Origin of the sequence: Phenylobacterium sp. (assembly GCF_030693625.1) — a bacterium.
In the GTDB taxonomy this organism is placed as follows: Bacteria; Pseudomonadota; Alphaproteobacteria; order Caulobacterales; family Caulobacteraceae; genus Phenylobacterium; species Phenylobacterium ferrooxidans.
The window spans coordinates 43,432-63,975 of sequence record NZ_JAUYAF010000064.1; the positions used below are offsets into that span (position 1 = coordinate 43,432).

At 68.6% G+C, this 20,544-nt stretch carries 20 protein-coding genes, 1 tRNA gene and 1 pseudogene; 9 read left to right on the forward strand and 13 right to left on the reverse strand.

Features of this window, described 5'->3' with window-relative positions:
• The first annotated feature begins 117 nt into the window (after positions 1-117).
• The gene (locus Q8N10_RS13880) at positions 118-1,425 is read left to right on the forward strand and encodes an MFS transporter (protein ID WP_304779359.1); all 1,308 of its coding nucleotides are present in this window, start codon (positions 118-120) and stop codon (positions 1,423-1,425) included.
• Here Q8N10_RS13880 and Q8N10_RS13885 read toward each other — a convergent pair.
• Genes Q8N10_RS13885 through Q8N10_RS13895 form a run of 3 tightly spaced genes read right to left on the reverse strand, consistent with a single transcriptional unit; the run spans position 1,422 to position 4,794 of the window.
• Entirely contained in the window at positions 1,422-3,335 is a 1,914-nt protein-coding gene (locus Q8N10_RS13885) for a tetratricopeptide repeat protein (RefSeq protein ID WP_304779358.1), read from the reverse strand. The genes Q8N10_RS13880 and Q8N10_RS13885 overlap by 4 nt on opposite strands.
• Positions 3,336-3,351: 16 nt before the next feature.
• A complete protein-coding gene (locus tag Q8N10_RS13890) occupies positions 3,352-3,828 on the reverse strand; it encodes a glutathione peroxidase (protein WP_304779355.1) in 477 nt (158 codons plus the stop codon).
• Between the two features lie 39 nt (positions 3,829-3,867).
• Positions 3,868-4,794, reverse strand: coding sequence for a Gfo/Idh/MocA family protein (locus Q8N10_RS13895; RefSeq protein WP_304779353.1), 927 nt, complete (start codon positions 4,792-4,794; stop codon positions 3,868-3,870).
• A 157-nt stretch (positions 4,795-4,951) separates the two neighbouring features.
• Between Q8N10_RS13895 and Q8N10_RS13900 the strand changes: the two genes are divergently transcribed.
• The gene (locus Q8N10_RS13900) at positions 4,952-5,854 is read left to right on the forward strand and encodes a cobalamin biosynthesis protein CbiG (RefSeq protein WP_304779347.1); all 903 of its coding nucleotides are present in this window, start codon (positions 4,952-4,954) and stop codon (positions 5,852-5,854) included.
• Here Q8N10_RS13900 and Q8N10_RS13905 read toward each other — a convergent pair.
• Both Q8N10_RS13905 and Q8N10_RS13910 read right to left on the reverse strand, forming a co-directional pair.
• A complete protein-coding gene (locus Q8N10_RS13905; RefSeq protein ID WP_304779345.1) occupies positions 5,851-6,270 on the reverse strand; it encodes a VanZ family protein in 420 nt (139 codons plus the stop codon). The two genes, Q8N10_RS13900 and Q8N10_RS13905, sit on opposite strands and share 4 nt — an antisense overlap.
• A gap of 38 nt (positions 6,271-6,308) precedes the next feature.
• Positions 6,309-7,685 carry an MATE family efflux transporter gene (locus Q8N10_RS13910; protein ID WP_304779344.1) on the reverse strand — a complete coding sequence of 459 codons (1,377 nt, stop codon included), beginning with the start codon at positions 7,683-7,685 and terminating at the stop codon, positions 6,309-6,311.
• A 268-nt stretch (positions 7,686-7,953) separates the two neighbouring features.
• Between Q8N10_RS13910 and Q8N10_RS13915 the strand changes: the two genes are divergently transcribed.
• Positions 7,954-9,375 carry a hypothetical protein gene (locus Q8N10_RS13915; RefSeq protein ID WP_304779341.1) on the forward strand — a complete coding sequence of 474 codons (1,422 nt, stop codon included), beginning with the start codon at positions 7,954-7,956 and terminating at the stop codon, positions 9,373-9,375.
• Here the strand turns inward: Q8N10_RS13915 and Q8N10_RS13920 are convergent.
• From Q8N10_RS13920 to glmU, 5 genes are all read right to left on the reverse strand, one after another.
• Positions 9,372-10,751 (reverse strand): class II 3-deoxy-7-phosphoheptulonate synthase, encoded by a 1,380-nt coding sequence (locus tag Q8N10_RS13920; protein WP_304779339.1) that lies wholly within the window; start codon positions 10,749-10,751, stop codon positions 9,372-9,374. The genes Q8N10_RS13915 and Q8N10_RS13920 overlap by 4 nt on opposite strands.
• Positions 10,752-10,793: 42 nt before the next feature.
• Positions 10,794-12,029: an O-antigen ligase gene (locus Q8N10_RS13925; RefSeq protein WP_304779336.1), complete on the reverse strand. Its 1,236-nt coding sequence runs from the start codon at positions 12,027-12,029 to the stop codon at positions 10,794-10,796.
• Complete coding sequence (gene gor / locus Q8N10_RS13930) at positions 12,026-13,405, reverse strand: glutathione-disulfide reductase (protein ID WP_304779334.1); 1,380 nt, start codon at positions 13,403-13,405, stop codon at positions 12,026-12,028. The genes Q8N10_RS13925 and gor overlap by 4 nt, the downstream gene beginning before the upstream one ends.
• 84 nt (positions 13,406-13,489) lie before the next feature.
• Positions 13,490-14,173 (reverse strand): ribose-5-phosphate isomerase RpiA, encoded by a 684-nt coding sequence (gene rpiA / locus Q8N10_RS13935; protein ID WP_304779331.1) that lies wholly within the window; start codon positions 14,171-14,173, stop codon positions 13,490-13,492.
• Positions 14,174-14,210: 37 nt separating this feature from the next.
• Complete coding sequence (gene glmU / locus Q8N10_RS13940; protein WP_304779329.1) at positions 14,211-15,590, reverse strand: bifunctional UDP-N-acetylglucosamine diphosphorylase/glucosamine-1-phosphate N-acetyltransferase GlmU; 1,380 nt, start codon at positions 15,588-15,590, stop codon at positions 14,211-14,213.
• Positions 15,591-15,646: 56 nt separating this feature from the next.
• Here glmU and gph point away from each other — a divergent pair, with 56 nt between their 5' ends.
• The 4 genes and pseudogenes from gph to Q8N10_RS13960 all read left to right on the forward strand — a co-directional run.
• Entirely contained in the window at positions 15,647-16,360 is a 714-nt protein-coding gene (gph, locus tag Q8N10_RS13945) for a phosphoglycolate phosphatase (protein WP_304779327.1), read from the forward strand.
• Between the two features lie 16 nt (positions 16,361-16,376).
• Positions 16,377-16,451: transfer RNA gene (locus Q8N10_RS13950), tRNA-Val, on the forward strand.
• Positions 16,452-16,514: 63 nt separating this feature from the next.
• On the forward strand, positions 16,515-16,655 hold the full coding sequence (locus tag Q8N10_RS13955; RefSeq protein ID WP_305663943.1) for a hypothetical protein: 141 nt from the start codon (positions 16,515-16,517) through the stop codon (positions 16,653-16,655).
• A 57-nt stretch (positions 16,656-16,712) separates the two neighbouring features.
• Positions 16,713-17,036: pseudogene (locus tag Q8N10_RS13960) on the forward strand (AAA family ATPase); the annotation flags it as partial.
• On the opposite strand, the gene Q8N10_RS13965 reads toward Q8N10_RS13960, so the two are convergent.
• The gene (locus tag Q8N10_RS13965) at positions 17,033-17,500 is read right to left on the reverse strand and encodes a 2TM domain-containing protein (protein ID WP_304779324.1); all 468 of its coding nucleotides are present in this window, start codon (positions 17,498-17,500) and stop codon (positions 17,033-17,035) included. The pseudogene Q8N10_RS13960 and the gene Q8N10_RS13965 sit on opposite strands and share 4 nt — an antisense overlap.
• 218 nt (positions 17,501-17,718) lie before the next feature.
• On the opposite strand from Q8N10_RS13965, the gene Q8N10_RS13970 reads away from it, so the two are divergent.
• A complete protein-coding gene (locus Q8N10_RS13970) occupies positions 17,719-18,345 on the forward strand; it encodes an HAD hydrolase-like protein (protein ID WP_304779322.1) in 627 nt (208 codons plus the stop codon).
• On the opposite strand, the gene Q8N10_RS13975 is transcribed toward Q8N10_RS13970, so the two are convergent.
• Complete coding sequence (locus tag Q8N10_RS13975; protein WP_304779319.1) at positions 18,342-18,833, reverse strand: YdcF family protein; 492 nt, start codon at positions 18,831-18,833, stop codon at positions 18,342-18,344. The two genes, Q8N10_RS13970 and Q8N10_RS13975, sit on opposite strands and share 4 nt — an antisense overlap.
• A 32-nt stretch (positions 18,834-18,865) precedes the next feature.
• Entirely contained in the window at positions 18,866-19,180 is a 315-nt protein-coding gene (locus Q8N10_RS13980; RefSeq protein WP_304779317.1) for a hypothetical protein, read from the reverse strand.
• Between the two features lie 248 nt (positions 19,181-19,428).
• On the opposite strand from Q8N10_RS13980, the gene Q8N10_RS13985 reads away from it, so the two are divergent.
• Entirely contained in the window at positions 19,429-20,544 is a 1,116-nt protein-coding gene (locus tag Q8N10_RS13985; RefSeq protein WP_304779313.1) for an ABC transporter permease, read from the forward strand.

The window sequence follows — 20,544 nt, forward strand, 5'->3', positions numbered from 1 at the left end:
GTTCAACGAGGTCTTTCCGTACCGGTCGCGCGGGGCGGTTGGAACCCCGCATGCCGACCACCATTGAAATGCCCGCCGAAACGAGATCGTATCCGCGCCATTCTGGGGGGCGCGTACATGGTGGCCGATAGTCCGGCGGAGAGTTCCGTGGCGCCGCCCGTGCGCGCCGCCGATCGGCTGCGCTCGATCCTGGCCGGCTCAGCCGGAAACCTGGTCGAGACCTATGACTGGTTTGTCTACGCCGCCTTCGCGCTCTATTTCGCCAAGGTGTTCTTCCCGGACGGCGACCAGACGGCCCAGCTGTTGAACACCGCCGCCGTGTTCGGGGTCGGCTTCTTCGCGCGGCCCGTCGGCGCCTGGCTGATGGGCCTCTATGGCGACCGGGTGGGCCGCAAGGCGGCCATGGTCGCCTCGGTCAGCCTGATGTGCTTCGGTTCGCTGATCATCGCGCTTTGCCCCGGCTATGCGGAGATCGGCGCCTGGGCGCCGGCGATCCTGGTCACCGCCCGCATCCTGCAAGGCGTCAGCATGGGCGGCGAGTACGGCACCAGCGCCACCTACATGTCGGAGATGGCCGGACGCGACAATCGCGGCTTCTGGTCGGGTATCTTCTATTCCACCCTGATCGGCGGGCAGCTGCTGGCGGTGGGCACCCTGGTGGCGCTGAACGCCCTTCTATCTGACGACGACATGCAGGCCTGGGGCTGGCGGGTTCCGTTCTTCATCGGCGGCGCCCTGGCCTTGGCGGTGTTCTGGTTCCGGCGCGGGATGCACGAGACCCCGTCCTTCCACGCCCGCACCGGCGAGCGTGTCAGCACCTGGAAGCTGATCAGCACCCACCCGCGCGAGAGCCTGCTGGTGATGGGCCTGACCGCCGGCGGGACGCTCGGCTATTATACCTACTCCACCTACATCCAGAAGTTCCTGGTCAACACCTCGGGGTTCTCCAAGGACACCGCCACCGCAATCACAGCCTGCGCCCTGGTGGTGTTCATGCTGGCCCAGCCGCTGTACGGCGCGCTGTCGGACCGGATCGGACGGCGTCCCCTGCTGATCGCTTTCGGCGTGGCGGGCGTGACCCTGACCTGGCCGATCCTCTCGACCCTGGCGGGGACCCGCGATCCCCTGGCGGCCTTCGCCATCACGGCCGGCGCCCTGCTGATCGTGGCGGCCTATTCGTCGGTGAACGGGGTGGTGAAGGCTGAACTGTTCCCCACCGAGGTTAGAGCGCTCGGGGTGGCCCTGCCCTATTCCCTGGCCAACGCCCTGTTCGGCGGCACGGCGGAATATGTCGCCCTCTGGTTCAAGTCCAAGGGCCACGAGACCTGGTTCTTCACCTACGTCACGGTGGTGATCGGGGCGTCACTGCTGGTCTACATCTTCATGCGCGACACCCGGAAGCACAGCCGCATCCTGGAGGACTAGGCCGGCACATCGAAGGCGGCCGGCGGTTCGCCGCGCTGCTGGCGTTGCCAGGCGATCGCATAGGCGGCCTCGATGTGGCGGCGCGACAGGTCGGTGTCGAACAGGGGGGCGCCCTTGATCTGCGCTGCCAGCCGGGCCTTCAGGTCCGCCAGACGTTCTGGATGGGTGGCGAGAGCCAGCGCCAGGGCCTCGTAAGCCTCCAGACTCTCGGTGATCAGTTCAGGCAAGCCGACGGCGTGAAGCAACCCCGCGGCGACCCGTGACGCAAACGAGCGGCCCACGCAGGTCACCAGCGGCAGGCCCGTCCAAAGCGCGTCGCTGGCCGTGGTGTGAGCGCTGATCGGCAGGCTGTCGACAAACAGGTCCGCAAGCCGATGGCGGGCCAGGTGCTCGTCGAGGGGAGCCCGGGGGGCGAAGATCAGCCGGTCGGGCGACACGCCGCGGGCGTGGGCCTCGCGGCGCAGGTTGCGGACCACCGCATCATTTGTGTGCAGCAGCCACAGCACGCTGCCCTCGACCTGGCGCAGCAGGCGCATCCAGACATCGAAGACCCGTGGGGTCAGCTTGTAGTTGGCGTTGAAGCTGGCGAACACGAAACCGTCCGCCGGCAGGCCCGCCTGGGCGCGGGTCAGCGGCGGCGGCCCGACCTCGCCGCGGCGGTCATTGACCTGATAGCTGTGGGGCAGGCGGATGATCTGCTCGCTGTAGAACCGCTCCGAACCCGCCGGAATGACGTGCGAATCGGCCAGGAGATAGTCCATGAAATCGACCCCCATGGTGGCCGGAAACCCCAGATAGCTGATCTGGATGGGGGCGGGCCGATGGGCGAAGATCCCGGGCCGGCAGTGGGTCGTGTAGCCTTTCAGGTCAACGACGATGTCGACCTCAGCGGCGCGGATGCGGCGGGCGATCTCCAGGTCGCTGAGGCTGGCGACGTCGTGGAATTCATACACGGCCGCGCGGATGCGCTGTCGCTTGTCGTCCTCGATGCTCGGCCCCAGGGCGTAGCTCGTGATCTCGAAACGGCTGGTGTCGTGACGTTCAAACAGGCCGGCGATCAGGTGCGCCGTGGCATGGGTGTAGAAGTCGGCCGAGACATAGGCGACGCGAATCTTCTCGTGACGATAGGCCTCCCCGCTCCAGAGCGGGGGCGGCGGGACGGGGAAGCGCCCCCTCGCGTGGATCTGGGCGCAGGCGAGCTGCGCAGCGGGATCGTCGCTGTGGGCCAGGAAGGTGAACGGCAGGTCGGCCGGTGCGCCCTCCCCGATCCGCTGGGCGATCTGGGCGCTGGCTTCGGCATGGTCGGACCAATCGCAGATCTGCATCTGCTGGAAGAGCTTGGCGCCCAGCATTTCGGGGTTTTGCAGCCCCAGGCGCAAAGCCTGCCGGTAGCCGGCCACCGCCTCCTCGGGACGCCGCAAAGCGCCCAGCGCATTGGCGCGGTTCATGACGGCCAGGCCATAGTGCGGGTCAACCGCCAACGCCCCATCGTAGCTCGCCACGGCGTCGGGCAGACGGCCGATCCGCGCCAGGGCGTTGCCTCGGCAATTCAGGGCGTCGACATCCTGCGGCGAGATGGCCAGCGCGGCGTCAAAGGTGCGTACGGCCTCGGCCACCCGGCCCTGCATGTTCAACACCTTGCCGGCGGCGACAAAGGCTGGGGCATGGCCCGGATTGTTCGTCACCGAGGTGCGCCAGAGGGAGAGCGCAGTCTCCAGTTCCCCCCGCGCCTTGAGAATGTGGCACAGGTTCAGCAGGCAGTGGGGATCGACGGGCGAGGTCGCCAGGATTGCGCGATAGAGAACTTCGGCTTCGTCGAGACGGCCAAGCCTCTGCAGCCGGAGCGCCTCTTGGAAATTGGCGACGGGGTCGCCGGCCGCCGGATCGGGCGGCGAAACCTCGTTCGTCATGAGCCGACAGCGATGCCTAGAGGGCGGCCTTGACCGCCGCGGTGATTTCGTCGGCCTGGGGTTCGGTGCGGGGACCAAAGGCGCGGATCAGCTTGCCGTCCTTGCCCACCAGCAACTTGTGGAAGTTCCAGGCCGGGTCGGCCGACTCGCCCAGTTCGGCCAAGGCCCACTTGTAGAACGGATGGGCGGTGTCGCCCTTCACGTCTTCCTTGGCGGTCAGGGGGAAGTCGATGTTGAACTTGGTCTCGCAGAAATCCTTGATCTCCGCCTCCGTGCCCGGCTCCTGGCCCATGAACTGGTTGCAGGGCACGCCTAGCACCACCAGGCCCTGGCCCTTGTAGTCGCTGTAGAGCTTCTCCAGCCCCTCGTACTGCGGGGTCAGGCCACAGGCGGACGCGGTGTTCACCACCAGCACGACCTTGTCCTTGAAGGTGGTCAGCGGCAGGGGGGCGCCATCGATGGACTTGAACGAGAAATCATAGGCGTCGGACATGGCGGCTTCCTCCAGGGATATGACGACAGGCTACCCTCCTTACCCAGCGTCCTCCAACGCCTGTTCGACCGCCAGGGCCAGATCGAGGGCGCGGGCGGCTTCCTCCCCGGTCACGACGGGTCGCGGGGACTCGCCTCGCACGGCGGCGAGGAACCCGGCGACGCTGGCGCCTAGGGGGTCCTTGGCGCCCGGTGTATCGGCGAAGTCGGGATTGAGCGGGAAGCCGGTGGTGTTGCGGAACTCCCGGGTCAGGAAGTCGATCTCCAGCTCGCCGGAGGGATAGACCACCTTCATGGTGCGCTTGCGGGCCGGCGCCATGCGCGAGGCGTCGAAGACGGCCAGGAAGCCGTTATCGAAATTGACCTCCGCCCGGGCCTGGTCCCAGCCGCCGCTGAAGTCTCGGACGCCGGTGGCTTCGACGGCCAGGGGTTGGCCGGCGGACAGGGCCAAGGCCAGGTCCAGGTCATGGACCATCAGGTCCAGCACCACCGAGACGTCCAGGCTGCGCTCCGAGGGCGGGCCGTGGCGGACGGCCTCCAGGCGCAGGGGTTGCTCGGGCACGTCGAACAGGCCGATGGCCTGGAACACCACCCGCTCCTGATGTCCACAGGCCAGCACCAGCTTGCGCCGAGCCGCCTCGCTGATGATGCGATCGGCGTCCTCGAGGCTGACCGCCAGCGGCTTTTCCACATAGACCGGCTTGCCGGCCGCCAGGGCCGCGAGAGCCCCCTGCGCATGGTGGCTGCCGGGCGAAGCCACCGTGACGACATCCACCGCCGCCAGGAAGGCCTCAAGGTCATCGAAGCCCTGGCCGCCGTGGCTCTGAGCGATCTCCTGGGCGCGGGCGAGATGGTGCGGATCATAGACGGCGGCCAGGCGCGCGCTCGGCTGGTTGGCGTACTGACGCGAATGATAGCCGCCGAACACCCCAGCCCCGATCACCCCGCCCCGCAAGATTTCCGCCATGACTCACTCCGAAAGCTCGACTGCGCTTACAGGCTGCGGGCGCGGGACGCCACCGGGCCGTACGGAATCGAAACTGGGATGTGAACGCCTCCGGCGTTGGCCGGGGGATGGGGAAGGTCTACAAGCCTCCCGTCCTTCCTCCCCCGGAGCTCACCCCTTGTCTCGCCTGTTCAGCGCCTATGTGATCGTCGACTGGAGCGCGGCGGCAAAGCCGTCCACGGGAGCCGATTCCGTCTGGATCGGCGTCGCCAAGCGCGACGTCCGCTTCCGCTTGACCTTCGAGAGCCATAACCCGGCGACCCGGGCCGAGGCCGAGAAGCTCCTGACCAGCATCCTGGACGACTTCAAGAAGCGCTCGGAACGCGCCCTGGTGGGCTTCGACTTCCCGCTGGGCTTCCCGCGCGGCTTCGCCAAGGCCCTGAACCTGGCCGGCGAGCCCCCGTGGCGTGCGGCTTGGGACCAGCTCGACAAGATGGTCAAGGACAAGGCCGACAACACCAACAACCGCTTCGGCGTGGGCTCGGAAATCAACCGGCGCATGACCGGCGGCCCCTTCCCCTTCTGGGGCTGTCCGCCCAAGGACGCGCTGACCACCCTGCAGCCCAAGCGGACGCGGGCCCACGAGGCCGGCGATCTGCCGGAATTCCGGCACGCCGACCTGGCGGCCAAGGGCGCAGCCTCGATCTGGAAGCTCTATTACAACGGCTCCGTCGGGGGGCAGGCGATCCTGGGCATTCCGGCGGTCCGCCGCCTGAAGCTGGCCCGAGGCGACGCCTTGAAGGCCTATCCCTTCGAGACGGGATTCAAGGCGCTCACTGAGGCCGACCTGGACGGCGTCGATGTCGTGGTCACCGAGGTCTATCCCAGCCTCTACAAGGCCCAGCCCTTGCCCGGCGAGGTCAAGGACCAGGCCCAGGTGCGGGTGACCGCCGAGCACTTCGCCAAGCTGGATGAAGCGGGCAAGCTGGGAGCTGTCTTCGGGCCCTCCAAGACCGCCGATCCGGCTGTGGTGGCGGACGCCGAGACCGAAGAAGGCTGGATCCTGGGGGTCGAAGCCTAGGCGGTCTCGCGCTCAGGCTGGAGGACTTCGATCTGACCCAGGCCGGAGGCCCGGCGCTCCCGGCGCGGGAAGCGAAGGTGCTCCAGCCACACAGGGGCCAGGACCGCCAGAGCGCCCAGGGCGTCAGCGCAGAGGTCCCCGAACTCACCATCACGCCCGGCGAGGATCTGCGCCACCTCGGTGGCCGCGCCCGCGAAGATGGCCAGGACCGTCAGGTCCAGCCTGCGGCGTCGCGGAAAGGCGGTGAACAGCAGCAGGGTCAGGCCATAAAAGGCCATGAAGTGGGCGGCCTTGTCCCAGGGCACAAAGGCGTGCTCGATCCCCTGGAACGGCCCCACCATCCCAATGGCGCAGACCAGAAACGCCACCAGCAGCAGGCCCTTGGCGACGGTCGGGGAACGGGGCGCGTGCGGCATGCCACCGTTCTACCGCCACGCGGTGAAAACTTCGTTGCCTAGCGGCCCCGAGCGCTCAGCCACTGGAAGCGGGCCAGCAGCAGGGCGGCCGACAGGAAGCTGGCCGCGATCACCGCCCAGACGATGCCGTTCAGTCCCATGCCCATGGGGATGGCCAGCCACCAGGCGAGCGGCGCCATCACCAGGACGTAGCTCGCCAGGTGGGTGAAGGTGGGGATCCAGACCTCGCCACGGGCCCGGAGCGCCTGGGCGGCCACCACCTGGACGGCGTCGGGGATCAGGAACAGGCAGGACAGGGCGACGGCCGGGGCGGCCATGGCGAGGGTCAGCGGGTCCTTGGTGTAGGCCGCCGAGATCAATTCCGCGCCCGGCCAGACGACCAGGCTGACCAGCAGGCCGAACACGGCGGTGACCGCGAAGGCGATGACGCCCGCGCGGTTGACGGCCGCGGTGTCGCGCGCGCCATAGGCCCGGCCCACCAGCACCGCCGCGGCCGTCGACAGACCGAGCGGCACCATGAAGACGATCGCCACGACATTGAGCGTGATCGCCCAGGCCGCCACCGCCAGGCCACCGATCCAGCCGGCGATGACGTTCATGCCGGCGAAGGAGGCCACCTCGAAGAAGTTGGACGCGCCGGCTCCGTAGCCGATGCGCCGCTGCTCGACCTCGGCGGCCAAGTTGCGTTCGGGCTTGTTGAAGACCCCCAGGGCGCGGGCCTGGGGCATGCGGGCGATGTAGATCAGCAGGGCGACCGCCAGGAAGGTGCGCGCGCCCGTGGTGGCCCAGGCACCGCCGACGGCGCCCAGGGGCTGCAGGCCGAAGGTTCCCGGGACCAGCACGAGGTCCATCGCCAGGTTCACCGCATTGGCCACCCACATCAGGGCCGCCGCCGGCTTGGGCCGCCCCTGCCCCTCCAGCCAAAAACTGGCGGCGACGCTGATGGCGTAGCCTGGCATGGAGAGCGCGAAGATGATCAGCGGCGGCGAAGCCCCGTCCGCAAGGTCCTTCTCCAGACCCAGGATGTGCAGGAAGCCGGGCCCGCCGGAGATCAGGATCACCGTCGAGATCAGGCCGATCCACAGGCTGTAGCTCAGACCCCGGCGCAGAACCGCCCCGGTGATCTCCGGCCGGCCCTGCCCGTTCGCCCGGGCGGTCATCACCTGGATGCCGCTCAGCAGGCCAACCGTCATGGTGACGATGACGCTGGTGGGGGCCCAGGCCATGGCGTGATAGCCGAGCTCGGTCGCTGAGTAGCGCCCCACGACGATGGCGTCGGAGAGGCCCATCCCCATGATCCCCAGGCGCGACAACACCACCGGCCAGGACAGCTGCAGCAGCTCGGCGGTTTCGGTGCGGACGACATGTGCGCGCCCTCCCGGCGGGGAGTTCGCGGGGGCCGAGGGCTCGGCCATGGGGATCACCAGTTTTCAAAGAGGGCCGGAACCTGCCGCCGCCCTCCGCGCCTCGCAAGCGAAGCTTCGGCGGAGGGGCCGGATTCTTCAGCCCCGGTGACAACAATGGCACATCAGGGAGGCTGCCGCCCGCGACGCGAAGCGGGCGCAAAGTGACGCAGACGCGCGATCTTTAGACTTCCTGCGGACTTTTAGGGCCAAGCTCCGGTCACCCCCAAGGCGCAACAAGGAGGGTTGGTCGCCGAAAGTCGACTCGCCCAGGACACCCGTGACTTCCAAAACGCCCTCCCCCAGGCGAAACCTCGAACCTCTCTGCGCCACCGCCGCCGATCTCTATGAGCCAGCGGCGCGAGAGCAGATCGGCCGCGTCCTCGAGACCTGGCTGGCCGCCAACCAGGCCACGCCCTTCGAGCTGCTGCATCGCCCCGACCTCATCCGCAAGCTCGAGGCCTCCAGCCGCGACCTGCAGCACGCCTTCCAGAAGATCGCCGTGCCCCTGGCCTTGGCTCGGAGCGCCAGCGTCCACGAGGTGATACGTGGCCTGCACGCCGTGGCCGACCAGGCCATCGGCCGCATGCTGCGCGAGGAGAAGCAAGGGTTGCTGGCCAAGGTGGACCTCGGCAGCTTCGCCGACGCCTGCGCTTCAGCCGAGCCCGAGTTCGGCTATCGCCTGGCCGCTGGGGTCGCCGCCTACATGGCCGCCGCCGAGACCTGGGACGGCAAGGTGCAGCGGCTGCTGGACCTTGTGGTCGCCGCCCCGGCCGATGGTCCGGCGCGCGCCTTGGCTCTTGCCGTCCTCGAGCCGGCCTTGGAGGACCTCTGCGGTTCAGAGCCGGGCCTGGCCCAACTGATCGGCGCCGACCTGGAGCTGGGCTGCTTCCTGCTCGGCATGGTGCGCCTGGCCCATGGCGGCGCCATCGACGCCATCATCGCGGTCCATCCGACGCTGCAGCAGCTGGTGGCGCCGCTTCCGGCCCCCGGCGCCCGGCTGGCGCGGCATCTGGAGAATGACGACTTCAGCAACCTGCGGCTGGCCCTCAGCCGGCGGGTGCTGGCCGACCTGGACACCAAGCGACGCCTGCATCCCGGCAGCGCCCTGGGCGAGATCGCCGCGGTGCGCGGCCTCGCCGTGGCCCTGACCGCCGCCAGCGGCCCCCTGCTGCCGGCCGAGGACGTCGCCGAGGCGATCCTGCAGCGCTCCGAACGCCTGGTTGAGCCGAATTTCGTCAACACCCTGCTGCACGAGCAGAACGGGCTGGTGGCGGGTCTGGACGCCCTGCTGACGGTGCTTGAGAGCGTCACCGGTGACGCCAACCGTCGCCGCGCCGTGCGCTTCGTCGAGGCCGCTGTGCTCACGCCGCAGTTTAAGCCGGACCTGCTGAACGCAGCCGGCGGCGCGGTGGGCGCCTTGCAGGTGCTGGCGCGGGCCTATCGACGGTTAGGGCGGGCCGGCGCCGGGGTCGTCGGAACTCAGGACCTGCTGGACGGCATCGGCCAGGCCGGAGGCGCCATCAACCAGGAGGGCGGCGTGATCGCCGACCTGGCCGGCGGCATGACCGCCAAGGGGAAGAAGCTGGCCGCGCTCCTGGCCATGGCCAATGGCGAAACCGCGCCTCCCGGCCCCGCCGCGCGCCATGCAGCTGACGCCCTGCGAAAGCTGAGCGCCAGCGAAAATCAGGCTGCAGGCTAGACCGCGGCGCGCAGGGCCGCGTCCACCCGCTCCTCCTTGAGCTTCTCGGCCACCAGGAAGGCCAGCTCCAGAGCCTGTTCGCCGTTGAGCCGGGGATCACAGTGGGTGTGGTAGCGGTCGGCCAGGTCGCCCTCGCTGAGCGCGCGGGCGCCGCCGAGGCATTCGGTGACGTTCTGGCCGGTCATCTCCAGGTGCACGCCGCCCGGATGAACGCCCTGGGCCTTGGCGATCTCCACGAAGCTCTTCACCTCCGACAGGATGCGGTCGAAGGGACGGGTCTTGTAGCCGTTGTTGGCGGTGAGCGTGTTGCCGTGCATGGGGTCGATGGCCCAGACGACGCTGCGGCCGGAACGCTTGGTGGCCTCCATCAGGCGCGGCAGGCGAGCCTCAATCTTGTCGGAGCCGAAACGGCCATAGAGGGTCAGCCGGCCGGCCTCGTTCTTCGGATTCAGCACGTCGATCAGGCGCAGCAGCTCGTCCGGCTCCAGAGTCGGGCCGACCTTCACGCCGATGGGGTTCTTGATGCCGCGGAAGTACTCGACATGGGCGCCGTCCAGTTGGCGGGTGCGCTCGCCGATCCAGAGCAGGTGAGCCGAGGTGTCGTACCATTCGCCCGAGGTGCTATCGACCCGGGTCATGGCCTCCTCGAAGCCCAGCAGCAGAGCCTCGTGGGCGGTGAAGAACTCCACGCGATGCAGGTCGGGCTGGCTCTCGGGCGTGACCCCGATGGCGGCCATGAAGGTCAGGGCCTCGCTGATCTTCTCCGACAGTTCGGCGTAGCGCGCGCCCTGCGGGCTGTCGTTGACGAAGCCGAGGGTCCAGCGGTGGATGTTGTAGAGGTCGGCATAGCCGCCGCCGGCGAAGGCCCGCAGCAGGTTCAGGGTCGAGGCCGACTGGGAATAGGCCTGCAGCAGGCGCTGCGGGTCCGGCACGCGCGAGGCGGCGTCGAAGTCCATGCCATTGATGATGTCGCCGCGATAGGAGGGCAGCTCGACGCCGTCGATGGTCTCCACGGGCGAGGAGCGCGGCTTGGCGAACTGGCCCGCCATGCGCCCCACCTTCACCACCGGCTTGCCGCCGGCGAAGGTCAGCACGACGGCCATCTGCAGGATCAGGCGGAAAGTGTCGCGGATGTTGTCGGCGTGGAACTCCTTGAAGCTCTCGGCGCAGTCGCCGCCCTGCAGCAGGAAGGCCCGGCCGTCGGCCACCTCGCCCAGCAGGGTCTTCAGGCGACGTGCTTCACCAGCGAACACCAGGGGTGGCATGCCGCGCAGGGTCTGCTCCACACCAGCCAGGGCGGCCGCATCCGGATAGTCGGTGGGCAGGTGCTTGGCGGGCTTGGCTCTCCAGGAGGCCGGCGTCCAATGTTCGGTCATCTCAACAACTCCGTCCCCGCCTGGTCTTGCGGGCCGGCGTTCTTACTCCGAGAACACCGCCGCCGTCGATGGCCGCGCGGCCACAGGCGCCTGGGTTACGGCGACCTGGCGCTGAAGGGCGGCGCAGGACAGGGCCGCCAAGGCCCCGAGCGCCAGCCACCACTCCTGCCAGACCCCAAAAGAAAAGGCGCCGAAGGTCAGGTAGGCCGCGCCCGTCGCCGCCGAGATCGCCAGGGCGGCGTCCCGGGCGCCGCGGCTCATTCCCGCCAGCAGGGCGGCCCAGAAGACGGCGGCGGCCATGGCGCCGATCAGCCCCAGCTCCAGCCAGATCTGCAGGGGCGCGTCGTGCGGGTGGAGCTTGATCCCCGGGTTGAACATCCGGCTGGCGTCGAGGCCCCAGCCCCGCAGGGGGTGGTCGGTGATCCAGTCGGCAGCGTGGCGCCAATACCCCATGCGCTGGGCCCAGGAGACCGGCACGTCGCCTTCCAGCACCGTGTACCAGCCCGAGCGCCGCACGATCCAGACGATGGCCGGCGCGGTCAGGAAGAAGGCCGCGGCAAGGGCGCCCAGGCCGCGCGGCGCCCACCTCGGCCAGGCGGCGACGGCCAGGCCCGCGAGCACGCAGGCGGTCAGGGCGATCAAGGGCGCGTCGTATCCGAAGGTCACCGACGGCACGACCAGGCCCAGCGCCATCAGGGCGATCAGCCAGCGAGCCCTGGCCACCCGCACTGCGGCCAGGGCGGCGGCCGGCGCCAGCATGGCCAGGACAAACAGGCCCTGGGCGGCGTTCTTGACCCCAAGGTCGGGGCGGATAGGGTCGTTGATGGCCTCGCGCACCGCGCGGTAGAGGGCCGCGCCGGTGAGGCCCTCGATCAGCATCACCACGCCCAGCAGGGCCGTGCCCCAGGCCAGGATCCGCAACGCCACGATCCGCGACCGGGGGGACGCGGCGCGCGCGGCGCAGATCGCGGCGAAGAAGAGCACGGTCTCGGCGATCAGCTTGGCGGCGGTGGACTCTCCCAGGTCCTTGGCGGTGAAGGGACTCCAGGCCGAGGAGCCCGCCGCCCACAGCACTAGGGTGACCACCGCGATGCCGACGGGCCGGTCCTCTTCCTCGATCCGCAGGGCCGGTAGGGTCAGCAGGCCCATCAAGGTCAGCAGGGGCGCGAAGGCGAGCGGCGCCAGCCACCCGACGATGGGTGTCAGGGCGAGACCGCCCGCCACCACCCAGCCGCACCAGGCGGCGAGCTTGGGTCCGGGCTGGGCGGCCTGGCTCACGCGGCGCTCAGGCCAGGCGGCACATACTTGTCGCGCATGGTCACCAGCTCTTCGGCCAGGGTCGGGTGCACGGCGCAGGTGGAATCCCACTGGGCCTTGGTCACGCCCATCTTCAGGGCGATGGCGGCCATCTGGATGATCTCCGGCGCATCAGGCCCCACAACATGACAGCCGACGATCTTCTGGCTCTCGGCGGCCACCACCAGCTTGATCAGGCAGCGGTCGTCGCCGCCGTAGAAGGTAGTCTTCATGGGCCGGAAGCGGGACAGGTAGATATCGACCTTGCCCTGTTCGTGCCGGGCCTCCGCCTCCGACTGACCCACCGAGCCCACCGGCGGCTGCGAGAACACCGCCGAGGCCACCATATCGTGATCGAAGGTGGTGGGATTATTGTAGAACTCGGTCTGGGAGAAGGCCGCGCCTTCGCGGATCGCCACCGGGGTCAGGTTGATGCGGTCGGTGACGTCACCGACGGCCCAGATGTTGTCGACATTGGTCTTGGAGAACTTGTCCACCATCACCGCGCCGCTTTCGGCCAGCTTCACCCCGGCGGCCTCCAGGCCCAGGCCCTTGGTGTGAGGCTTGCGGCCGGTGGCGAGCATGATCTGGTCTGTGACGACGTCCAGGCCGCTGGACATGTGACTGACCAGACCGGCCTGCGTCTTCTCGATGCTGGTGTGCTGGCAGCCGAGGATGATCTTGATGCCGCGCTTCTTCATCTCGTCCGTGAGATGGCTTCGCACATCGTCGTCGAAACCACGCAGGATGTTGGCCCCGCGGTAGACCAGCGTGGTGTCCACCCCCAGGCCCGCGAAGATGCCGGCGAACTCCACGGCGATGTAGCCGCCGCCGACGATCATGATCGACCTGGGCAGTTGCGGCAGGTGGAAGGCCTCTTCGGAGGTGATGGTGTGCTCGACGCCGGGCAGATCTTCGGGGCTCCAAGGCCTGCCGCCGGTGGCCACCAGGATCTTGTCGGCGCTCACCGTTCCCTTGCCGACCACCTCGACGGTATGAGGGTCCTTCAGCACGGCGCGGGCATGGACGATCTCGGCGCCGGCGTTGCTGAGGTTGGTGACATAGATCCCCGACAGCCGGGCGATCTCACGGTCCTTGGCCTCAAGGAAGGTGGGCCAGTCGAAGGTCGATTGGCTGGGGGACCAGCCGTAGCCCTCCGCCACCTTGGCGTAGCTGGCGAATTCCGAGGCGTAGACCATGAACTTCTTGGGCACGCAGCCGCGGATCACGCAGGTGCCGCCCACGCGGTGCTCCTCCGCCACCACCACCTTGGCGCCGGACATGGCCGCCAGCCGCGCGGCGCGGACGCCGCCCGAACCGGCGCCGATGACGAAGAGGTCGTAGTCGTAGGTCGCCAAGAGAGAACTCCTTTGAAGCGTCGCCGCCTGAAATGGCGATCGGGCCACCCGGCGGGAACACGTCAGATCAAATAAACCTGCGCCTTAAGGCTCTACAGAGACGACGCCGCCGTCCGTCCCCACCAGGGCAAGGTCGGCGAGATCCAGGAACAATCCGTGGTCCACCACCCCGGTGACGCTCTTCAGGGCCGCCGCCAGCAGGGCAGGCTCCTCGATGCGACCGCAGGAGGCGTCGTAGATCACGTTGCCGCCGTCGGTGCGAACCGGCTGGCCGTCCGTCATCCGCAGGCGCGGGGCGACTCCCAGGTCGCATTCGGTCAGCGCGTCGCAGATGCGCAGCATGGTGGTCTCGTGCCCGAAGGCCACCACCTCTATGGGCAGGGGGAACTTGCCCAGAATGGGCACGCGCTTGGCGGCGTCGGCGATGACGACGCAGCGCCGGGACGCCTCCCAGACCAGCTTCTCCCGCAGGAGAGCCGCGCCGCCGCCCTTGATCAGGGAGAGCGCCGGGCCGATCTCGTCTGCGCCGTCGACGGTAAGGTCGATGGACCTGGCCTCTCCCAGCTCCTTGAGGCGGATCCCCAGGCTGGCGGCCAGCTCGGCGGTGGCGACGGAGGTCGAGACCGCCACGATGTCAAGCTTGCGGGCGGCCAGCGCCTTGACGAACCAGGCGGCGGTGGAGCCGGTGCCAAGGCCCACGGTCATGCCGGCTTCGACAAGGGCCGCGGCGGCCTCGCCGGCGGCGCGTTTCTGATCGTCTGCGCTCATGGCTTTGACATAGGCGAAGGTTGGCCTCCCCGCGACGCTATTTCTTCGCCTTCTGGGCGATCTTCATGGCTCGGAAGCGGGCCGCCCAGCCGTCCTTGTTCTGCTGCGGCGCCCGCGACAGGGCGAGCCCGTCGGCGGGCACGTCGGCGGTGACCACCGAGCCAGAGCCGGTCATGGCGCCGGCCCCGACCGTCACCGGGGCGACGAGAGCGCTGTTGGAGCCGATGAAGGCGTTCTCGCCGATGTGGGTCTCGTATTTGTCGAAGCCGTCATAGTTGCAGAAGATGGTGCCCGCCCCGATGTTGGCCTTGGCCCCCACCGTGCCGTCGCCCAGATAGGACAGGTGGTTGGCCTTGGCGCCCGCGCCCACCTTGACTTTCTTCACCTCGACGAAGTTGCCGATGTGGGCCTCCTCGCCGATGTCGGCGCCGGGGCGCAGCCGGGCATAGGGGCCGATCAGGGCGCCGGCGCCCACCTTCGCGCCCTCCAGGTGGCTGAAGGCGCGGATCACCGCCCCGGTCTCCACGGTCACCCCCGGCGCGAAGACCACGAACTGCTCGACCTGCACCCCAGGGGCCAGCTGGGTGTCCCAGCTGAAGTGGACCGTCTCAGGCGCCGCCATGGCCACGCCTTGCGCGAGGAAGTGGGCCCGGGCGCGGGCCTGGAAGATCGCCTCGGCCTGGGAGAGCTGCATCGGGGTGTCGGCGCCCATCACGGCATTCTCTGGGGCGAAGTTGACCCGCACAAGCTTCTCCTCGGCCGTGGCCAGGCCGACGATGGAGGTGATGTAGTATTCCTGCTTGGCGTTGTTGTTGTCGACACGGTCCAGCCAGCCGAACAGGGCCGCGCGGTCGGCGCAGTACATGCCGGCGTTGCAGGCCTTCACCGCCAGCTCCTCAGCGGTGGCGTCCTTGGGCTCCACAACGCGGATCACGTGCCCATCGGCGCCCATGATCAGGCGGCCATAGAGCAGGCCGTCCACCGGCTTGAAACCCATGATGGCCAGGTCCGTACCCGCCGCCCGCAAGGCGAACAGCGGATCGAGGTCGGCGGCCTGCAGCAGGGGGCAGTCGCCATTGGTCACCAGAACATCCCCATTGAAGTCGGCCAGGGCGTCCTTGGCGGCGAGAACCGCGTGGGCGGTGCCCAGCGGTGGGTCCTGGACGGCCACCGCGCCCTCCCCCAGCCGCTTGACCACCAGGGCCCGGACGCCGGGGCTGTGGTCGCCCACCACCACCACGATCCTCTCGCAGCCCGCCAGCTCGACGGTGTCGATCACCCGGTCCAGCAGGGTGCGGCCGCCCACCTTGTGCAGCAGCTTGGGAATCGGGGACTTCATTCGCGTGCCCTGGCCGGCGGCGAGGATAACGGCGGCGCGTGCGGTCATGGGCGAAGATCCTGGAATCGGCGGGGACATTGCAATCTCACGGCGTTTAGCCGAAACGGCGAGCCCTTTCGATGGAGCCCGCCGCCGTGCCCGACCTTACGCCCCTCGACGGCGCCACCATCGCGTTCGATCTGGATGGGACCCTAGTGGATTCCGCCCCCGACCTGATCGGGACCCTCAACGTCTTGCTGGCGCAGGAGGGGATCGCCCCCCTGCCCCTGGCCGAGGGCCGCCCGTTCATCGGCCACGGCGCGAAAATTCTGCTGGAGCGAGGCTTCGCAGCGCAGGGCCATCCCGTACCCAGCGACCGGATGCCCGAGCTCTTCGACCGCTTCCTGGCCCACTACGGCGAGCACAGCGCCGACCTGACCCGGCCCTTTCCCGGCCTGGTGGCGTGCCTGACGCAGCTGAAGGCGGCCGGCGCAAGACTTTCGGTCTGCACCAACAAGCCGACGCCGCTGTCCCTGCCGATCCTCGCGCGCCTGGATCTGGCCCAATTCTTCGACTCGGTGATCGGCGCCGACCTGGCCCCCAGGCCCAAGCCGGACGCGAGCCACCTGATCACCGCCGTGGCTGCGGCCGGCGGCCGGATCGACCGCGCGGTGATGGTCGGCGACGCCGCCCCAGACGCCGGCGCGGCCCGCGCGGCCGGGGTTCCCCTTGTGCTGGTGAGCTTTGGCTACACCGACACCCCGGTCGCGGAATTGGGCGCCGATATCCTCATCGACCACTACGATCAGTTGACGGATGCGTGTCTGCGGCTTCTCACCGCTTGCCCGGCGAGAAGCGGCGAGCTATAGGCCCGTCCCTTCCGGAGGATGCGTAGCTCAGCGGGAGAGCACCTCGTTCACACCGAGGGGGTCACAGGTTCAATCCCTGTCGCATCCACCACTTCCTTCCCTGGCCCTTTGCGGCGGGATGGACCTCCACTAGCCTCCCCAGATGACCCAGGTGGTGTCCTTCGCAGCCGCGCTGTCGGCTCTGTCGCCCACCGACGGGCGGGTGGTGCTGATGTGTGGTCTGGCGAGCAGCGGTAAGACCACATTCTCGCAGGCCTTGGCCGACAAGGGATTCGGCCGGTTGGGCCCTGACTAGGAGGTCTGGGCGCGGTTCGGGCGCTATGGCCTCGACTATCCGGCGGAAGCCTATGACGCCAACCTGGCCGCCGCCCGGGCCGGCCTGCTGGAAAAGCTGGACGCGAACATGCGCGCCGGCGATGCCGTGGTGGTAGACTCCGCCTTCTGGAACCGGCCGCATCGCGAAGAGTGCAAGGCGCGCATCGAGGCCGCCGGGCGGCCCTGGTCGCTGGTCTTTATGAAGACGCCGGAGACCGTTCTGCGGTCGCGCCTAGCGATACGGTCAAAGCGCTTCGACGCCAACGCCGCCCGGCCTATCGACGAAGCCACCTTCAGCCGGTTCCTGGCGAGTATCCAGGAACCGGTGGACGAAGGCCAAATCACGGTGGCGCCGACCTAGAGCTTTCGGCCCAGGTACTTCTCCACCTGACGCCGCTCCCAACCCCCATCGAGGAACGGGACCACGCCGAACACCGTGGCGCCATGGGCCAGGACCCCCAGGCCCCAGCCGAGGGCAGGCCAGACGAACCACAGGTACTGCGGGTAGCCCACCAGATTGATGCCCGCGAGGATCGGGATCACGATCAGGTACTGGGTCAGGTGAATATAGAAGTCCTTCACCTTTCGAACGTGGGCGAGGGCGAGAGCTTCGTCGGGTCGGATGTCAGACTGCAGGGCGTCCATGGCAGGCTCCTTGAGGCGGTTGAGGTCCATCTCGAAGACGGCCGCCAGGGCCTTCATCGACTCAAGGCTGCCGGGTTGGCCACGCTCGAGCCGCTGAACGGTCCGCACGCTGAGGCCGGAGACTTCCGCCAGCTGTTCCTGGGACCAACCCCGTTGCAGCCGCAGTTTCTGGATCAACATGTGCGTCCTCCTTGGAGATCGCTCCAAACCTGGACCGACGCGCCATTCCGCCGCCACGTCAGCGACCCGTCAACCTGGCGACAGCAGGCCGACGTTCCGCCGACAGCAAGCCGACGTCCAGGCGACAGTAAGGCCCTGGCGCTCTGCGGACGCGCCAGATGCAGGCTTCACCGGCGAGAACCCTTTCAGCGCCGCGCGCCACGGGCTACGAAACCTTCGTGGCTTATCGACTCGCAATCTTCGACTTCGACGGCACGCTCGCGGACTCATATCCGTGGTTCACCAGCGTCCTCGATCACATGGCGGCCCGACATAACTTCCGGGCCATCGACGCCGAGGAGCGGGAATCGCTGCGCGGAGCGAGCGCGCGGGTGATCATGAAGAGCCTTGGCGTCTCCACCTGGAAGCTGGCGCGGATCGCCAAGGACTTCCGGGCCATGAAGGTGGACGCCTCCTCCGGCATCCCCCTGTTCCCGGGCGTGCCCGAGATGCTGCGGGAGTTGCACGCCAACGGGGTGATCCTGGCTCTGGTGAGCTCCGACACCGAGGCCAGCGTGCGGATCGGCCTGGGCCCCGAACTCGCCGGCCTGTTCGTGCACTTCGATTGCGGGGCCTCGCTGTTCGGCAAGGCGCGGAAGTTCCGCCGGGTGTTGCGCAAGCTGTCCATGACCAAGGCCAAGACCATCTGCATCGGCGACGAGGACCGCGACGCGCGGGCCGCCGACAAGGCCGGGATCGACTTCGGAGCGGTGACCTGGGGCTACTCCACGCCGGAAAGCCTGATCGCCCACAATCCGAAGCTGACCTTCGGCGCCGTGCAGGACATCGCCGCCATCGCCCGCTAGCGGCGACGCGCCACCAAGGCCAGGGCCAGATCGTAGGGATAGGCGAGCACTTCGCGGCCCACCATCCGCAGCCAGTGCGACCGGGTTCCGGCATAACCCTTCGTGACCGGCCCGGCCCGGCTGGCCAGGCCCGCGGCGCGGAACAACATGCGGCACCTCGGCAGGTGATAGCCGTCACTGCAGATCACCGCGCCTTCCAGACCCTCGGCGCGGATAAAGGCCGCGGCGGCCGCGACGTTCTCCATGGTGTCGCGGCTATGCTCGTCGAGGGCGATGCGCGCGGGGTCCAGTCCAGCCTCGATCAGCAGACGGGCCATCAGGGAGGCTTCGGACGGCCCATGACGCCCCACGCCGCCGGAACAGAAGACCAAGGCGTCAGGGTGCTCCTCCGCCGCCCGGCGGCCGTAGGCGACACGCCGGCGCAGGGCGGGGCTGGGGTCGCCGTCCGGCCAGACCGCCGCCCCGAAGATCACGATCGCCCAGGCCATGGGGCCATGATGGCGGGCGGGGGTGGCTCGCGCTAGCCCGCGTTCATCGGCGGGCAGTGTTCCTCGATGAGGTCCTCGCGCTCGGCCTTGCGGACCGCGCTGCGCACGTTCAGCCGAGTCAGCACCTCGGTCTCCCCGTAGCGGGCATGGGCCTCGTCCAGGGCGGCTTGCCAGTCGCGGGCCGACAGGCACTCGGTCTCCCCCGCAAACAGGATGCTGGCGCCCTTGGGCGTCACCTGAGCGATGACATAGTTGGCGCCGACCGGCGGCAGGGTCCGCTCTTCTTCAAGAGCGGAGTAGCGATAAACCGACCCGGACTTGCCGGCGAAATCGATCTGGCGGGTCAAGGGAAGGCTCCCGGCAGCTGGACGACTGAACATGGCCCCCTGATACCCGACCGAATTGGGCGAAAGATAGGCTGTAGCGACAATAGGTGATCACCAGACCGCGAGCGCGCCCGAGATCCTGTTCATATTGACGGAACAACCGGCGCCATAAGGCGTTCGGCGAGTGGGGTGGGCTCTGCTAGGCTCGGCCTTTCGACCCTCGACTCAATTCGCAAGCGGCCCTCCAGAAAGGCATAGACCACCCGCCTATGGAACGACCGGCCGATTTCACCGTCAGAGACGCCCACCAACAAGGCGTCATCGAGCTGACCGGCGACTGGACAGCGGCCCAGATCGGGCCCGCGGCCAGTGGCCTGCGCGACGAACTGGCCGGCCGCAGCGCAGTCGAGCTCGACCTCACAAAGGTCGGCCGCATGGACACCGCGGGCGCCTACGCCGTCATCCAGGCCTCCGGCGACAAGTACGACGCCGCTCGGGTGAAAGCCCGGCCCGAGACGCTGCGGCTTATCGAACTGGTCAGCCAGGCCGCCCTGCCAAAACCCGCGCCGAAGCCCAAGCCGCGCGGATTCCACGAGCTGACCATCCGCATCGGCAAGGGCGTGGTGGACCTCGCCAGGGAGATCTTCGACACCCTGGTGTTCGCCGGCCACCTTCTGGTGGTGCTGTTCCAAGCGATCATCAATCCCAAGCGCATCCGCTGGGCCGCCTGCGTGTCCCTGGCCGAGCGCGCGGGGCTGGACGCCATCCCAATCGTGGTCACCACCTCGTTCTTCATCGGCGCGGTGGTAGGTCTGCTGGGCGCCAACATGCTGCGGCAGTTCGGGGCCGAGGTGTTCGCCGTGGAGCTGATCGGCATCGCCGTGACCCGCGAGTTCAACATCCTGATCACCGCCATCCTGCTGGCCGGTCGCTCGGCCTCGTCCTTCGCAGCCGAGCTTGGCTCGATGAAGATGAGCCAGGAGATTGACGCCATGAAGGTGATGGGGGTCGATCCCTTCGAGGCCCTGGTCCTGCCGCGCTTCGTGGCCCTGTTGTTGACCATCCCCCTGCTGACCTTCGTGGCCACCCTGGCGGGCCTGGCGGGAGGCCTGATGATCACCTGGTCGGTGCTCAACCTGGGGCCCTCCTTCTTCCTGCAGCGGATCGTCGACAATGTGGGGGCGACCCATTTCTGGATCGCGCTCACCAAAGCTCCGGTCATGGCCGCGGTGGTGGCCGGGATCGGCTGCCGTCAGGGCCTGGAGGTCGGCGGCGACGTGGAATCCCTCGGCCGCCGCGTGACGGCCGCGGTCGTGCACGCGATCTTCGCCATCATCCTGATCGATGCGATCTTCGCCCTGATCTACATGGAGCTCGACCTGTGA

Bases quoted from the DNA above. Each gene is read 5' to 3' on its own strand.
- Q8N10_RS13880 (WP_304779359.1), top strand. From the start codon at position 118: ATGGTGGCCGATAGTCCGGCGGAGAGTTCCGTGGCGCCGCCCGTGCGC.
- Q8N10_RS13885 (WP_304779358.1), bottom strand. From the start codon at position 3,335: ATGACGAACGAGGTTTCGCCGCCCGATCCGGCGGCCGGCGACCCCGTC.
- Q8N10_RS13890 (WP_304779355.1), bottom strand. From the start codon at position 3,828: ATGTCCGACGCCTATGATTTCTCGTTCAAGTCCATCGATGGCGCCCCC.
- Q8N10_RS13895 (WP_304779353.1), bottom strand. From the start codon at position 4,794: ATGGCGGAAATCTTGCGGGGCGGGGTGATCGGGGCTGGGGTGTTCGGC.
- Q8N10_RS13905 (WP_304779345.1), bottom strand. From the start codon at position 6,270: ATGCCGCACGCGCCCCGTTCCCCGACCGTCGCCAAGGGCCTGCTGCTG.
- Q8N10_RS13910 (WP_304779344.1), bottom strand. From the start codon at position 7,685: ATGGCCGAGCCCTCGGCCCCCGCGAACTCCCCGCCGGGAGGGCGCGCA.
- Q8N10_RS13920 (WP_304779339.1), bottom strand. From the start codon at position 10,751: ATGACCGAACATTGGACGCCGGCCTCCTGGAGAGCCAAGCCCGCCAAG.
- rpiA (WP_304779331.1), bottom strand. From the start codon at position 14,173: ATGAGCGCAGACGATCAGAAACGCGCCGCCGGCGAGGCCGCCGCGGCC.
- glmU (WP_304779329.1), bottom strand. From the start codon at position 15,590: ATGTCCCCGCCGATTCCAGGATCTTCGCCCATGACCGCACGCGCCGCC.
- Q8N10_RS13965 (WP_304779324.1), bottom strand. From the start codon at position 17,500: ATGTTGATCCAGAAACTGCGGCTGCAACGGGGTTGGTCCCAGGAACAG.
- Q8N10_RS13975 (WP_304779319.1), bottom strand. From the start codon at position 18,833: ATGGCCTGGGCGATCGTGATCTTCGGGGCGGCGGTCTGGCCGGACGGC.
- Q8N10_RS13985 (WP_304779313.1), top strand. From the start codon at position 19,429: ATGGAACGACCGGCCGATTTCACCGTCAGAGACGCCCACCAACAAGGC.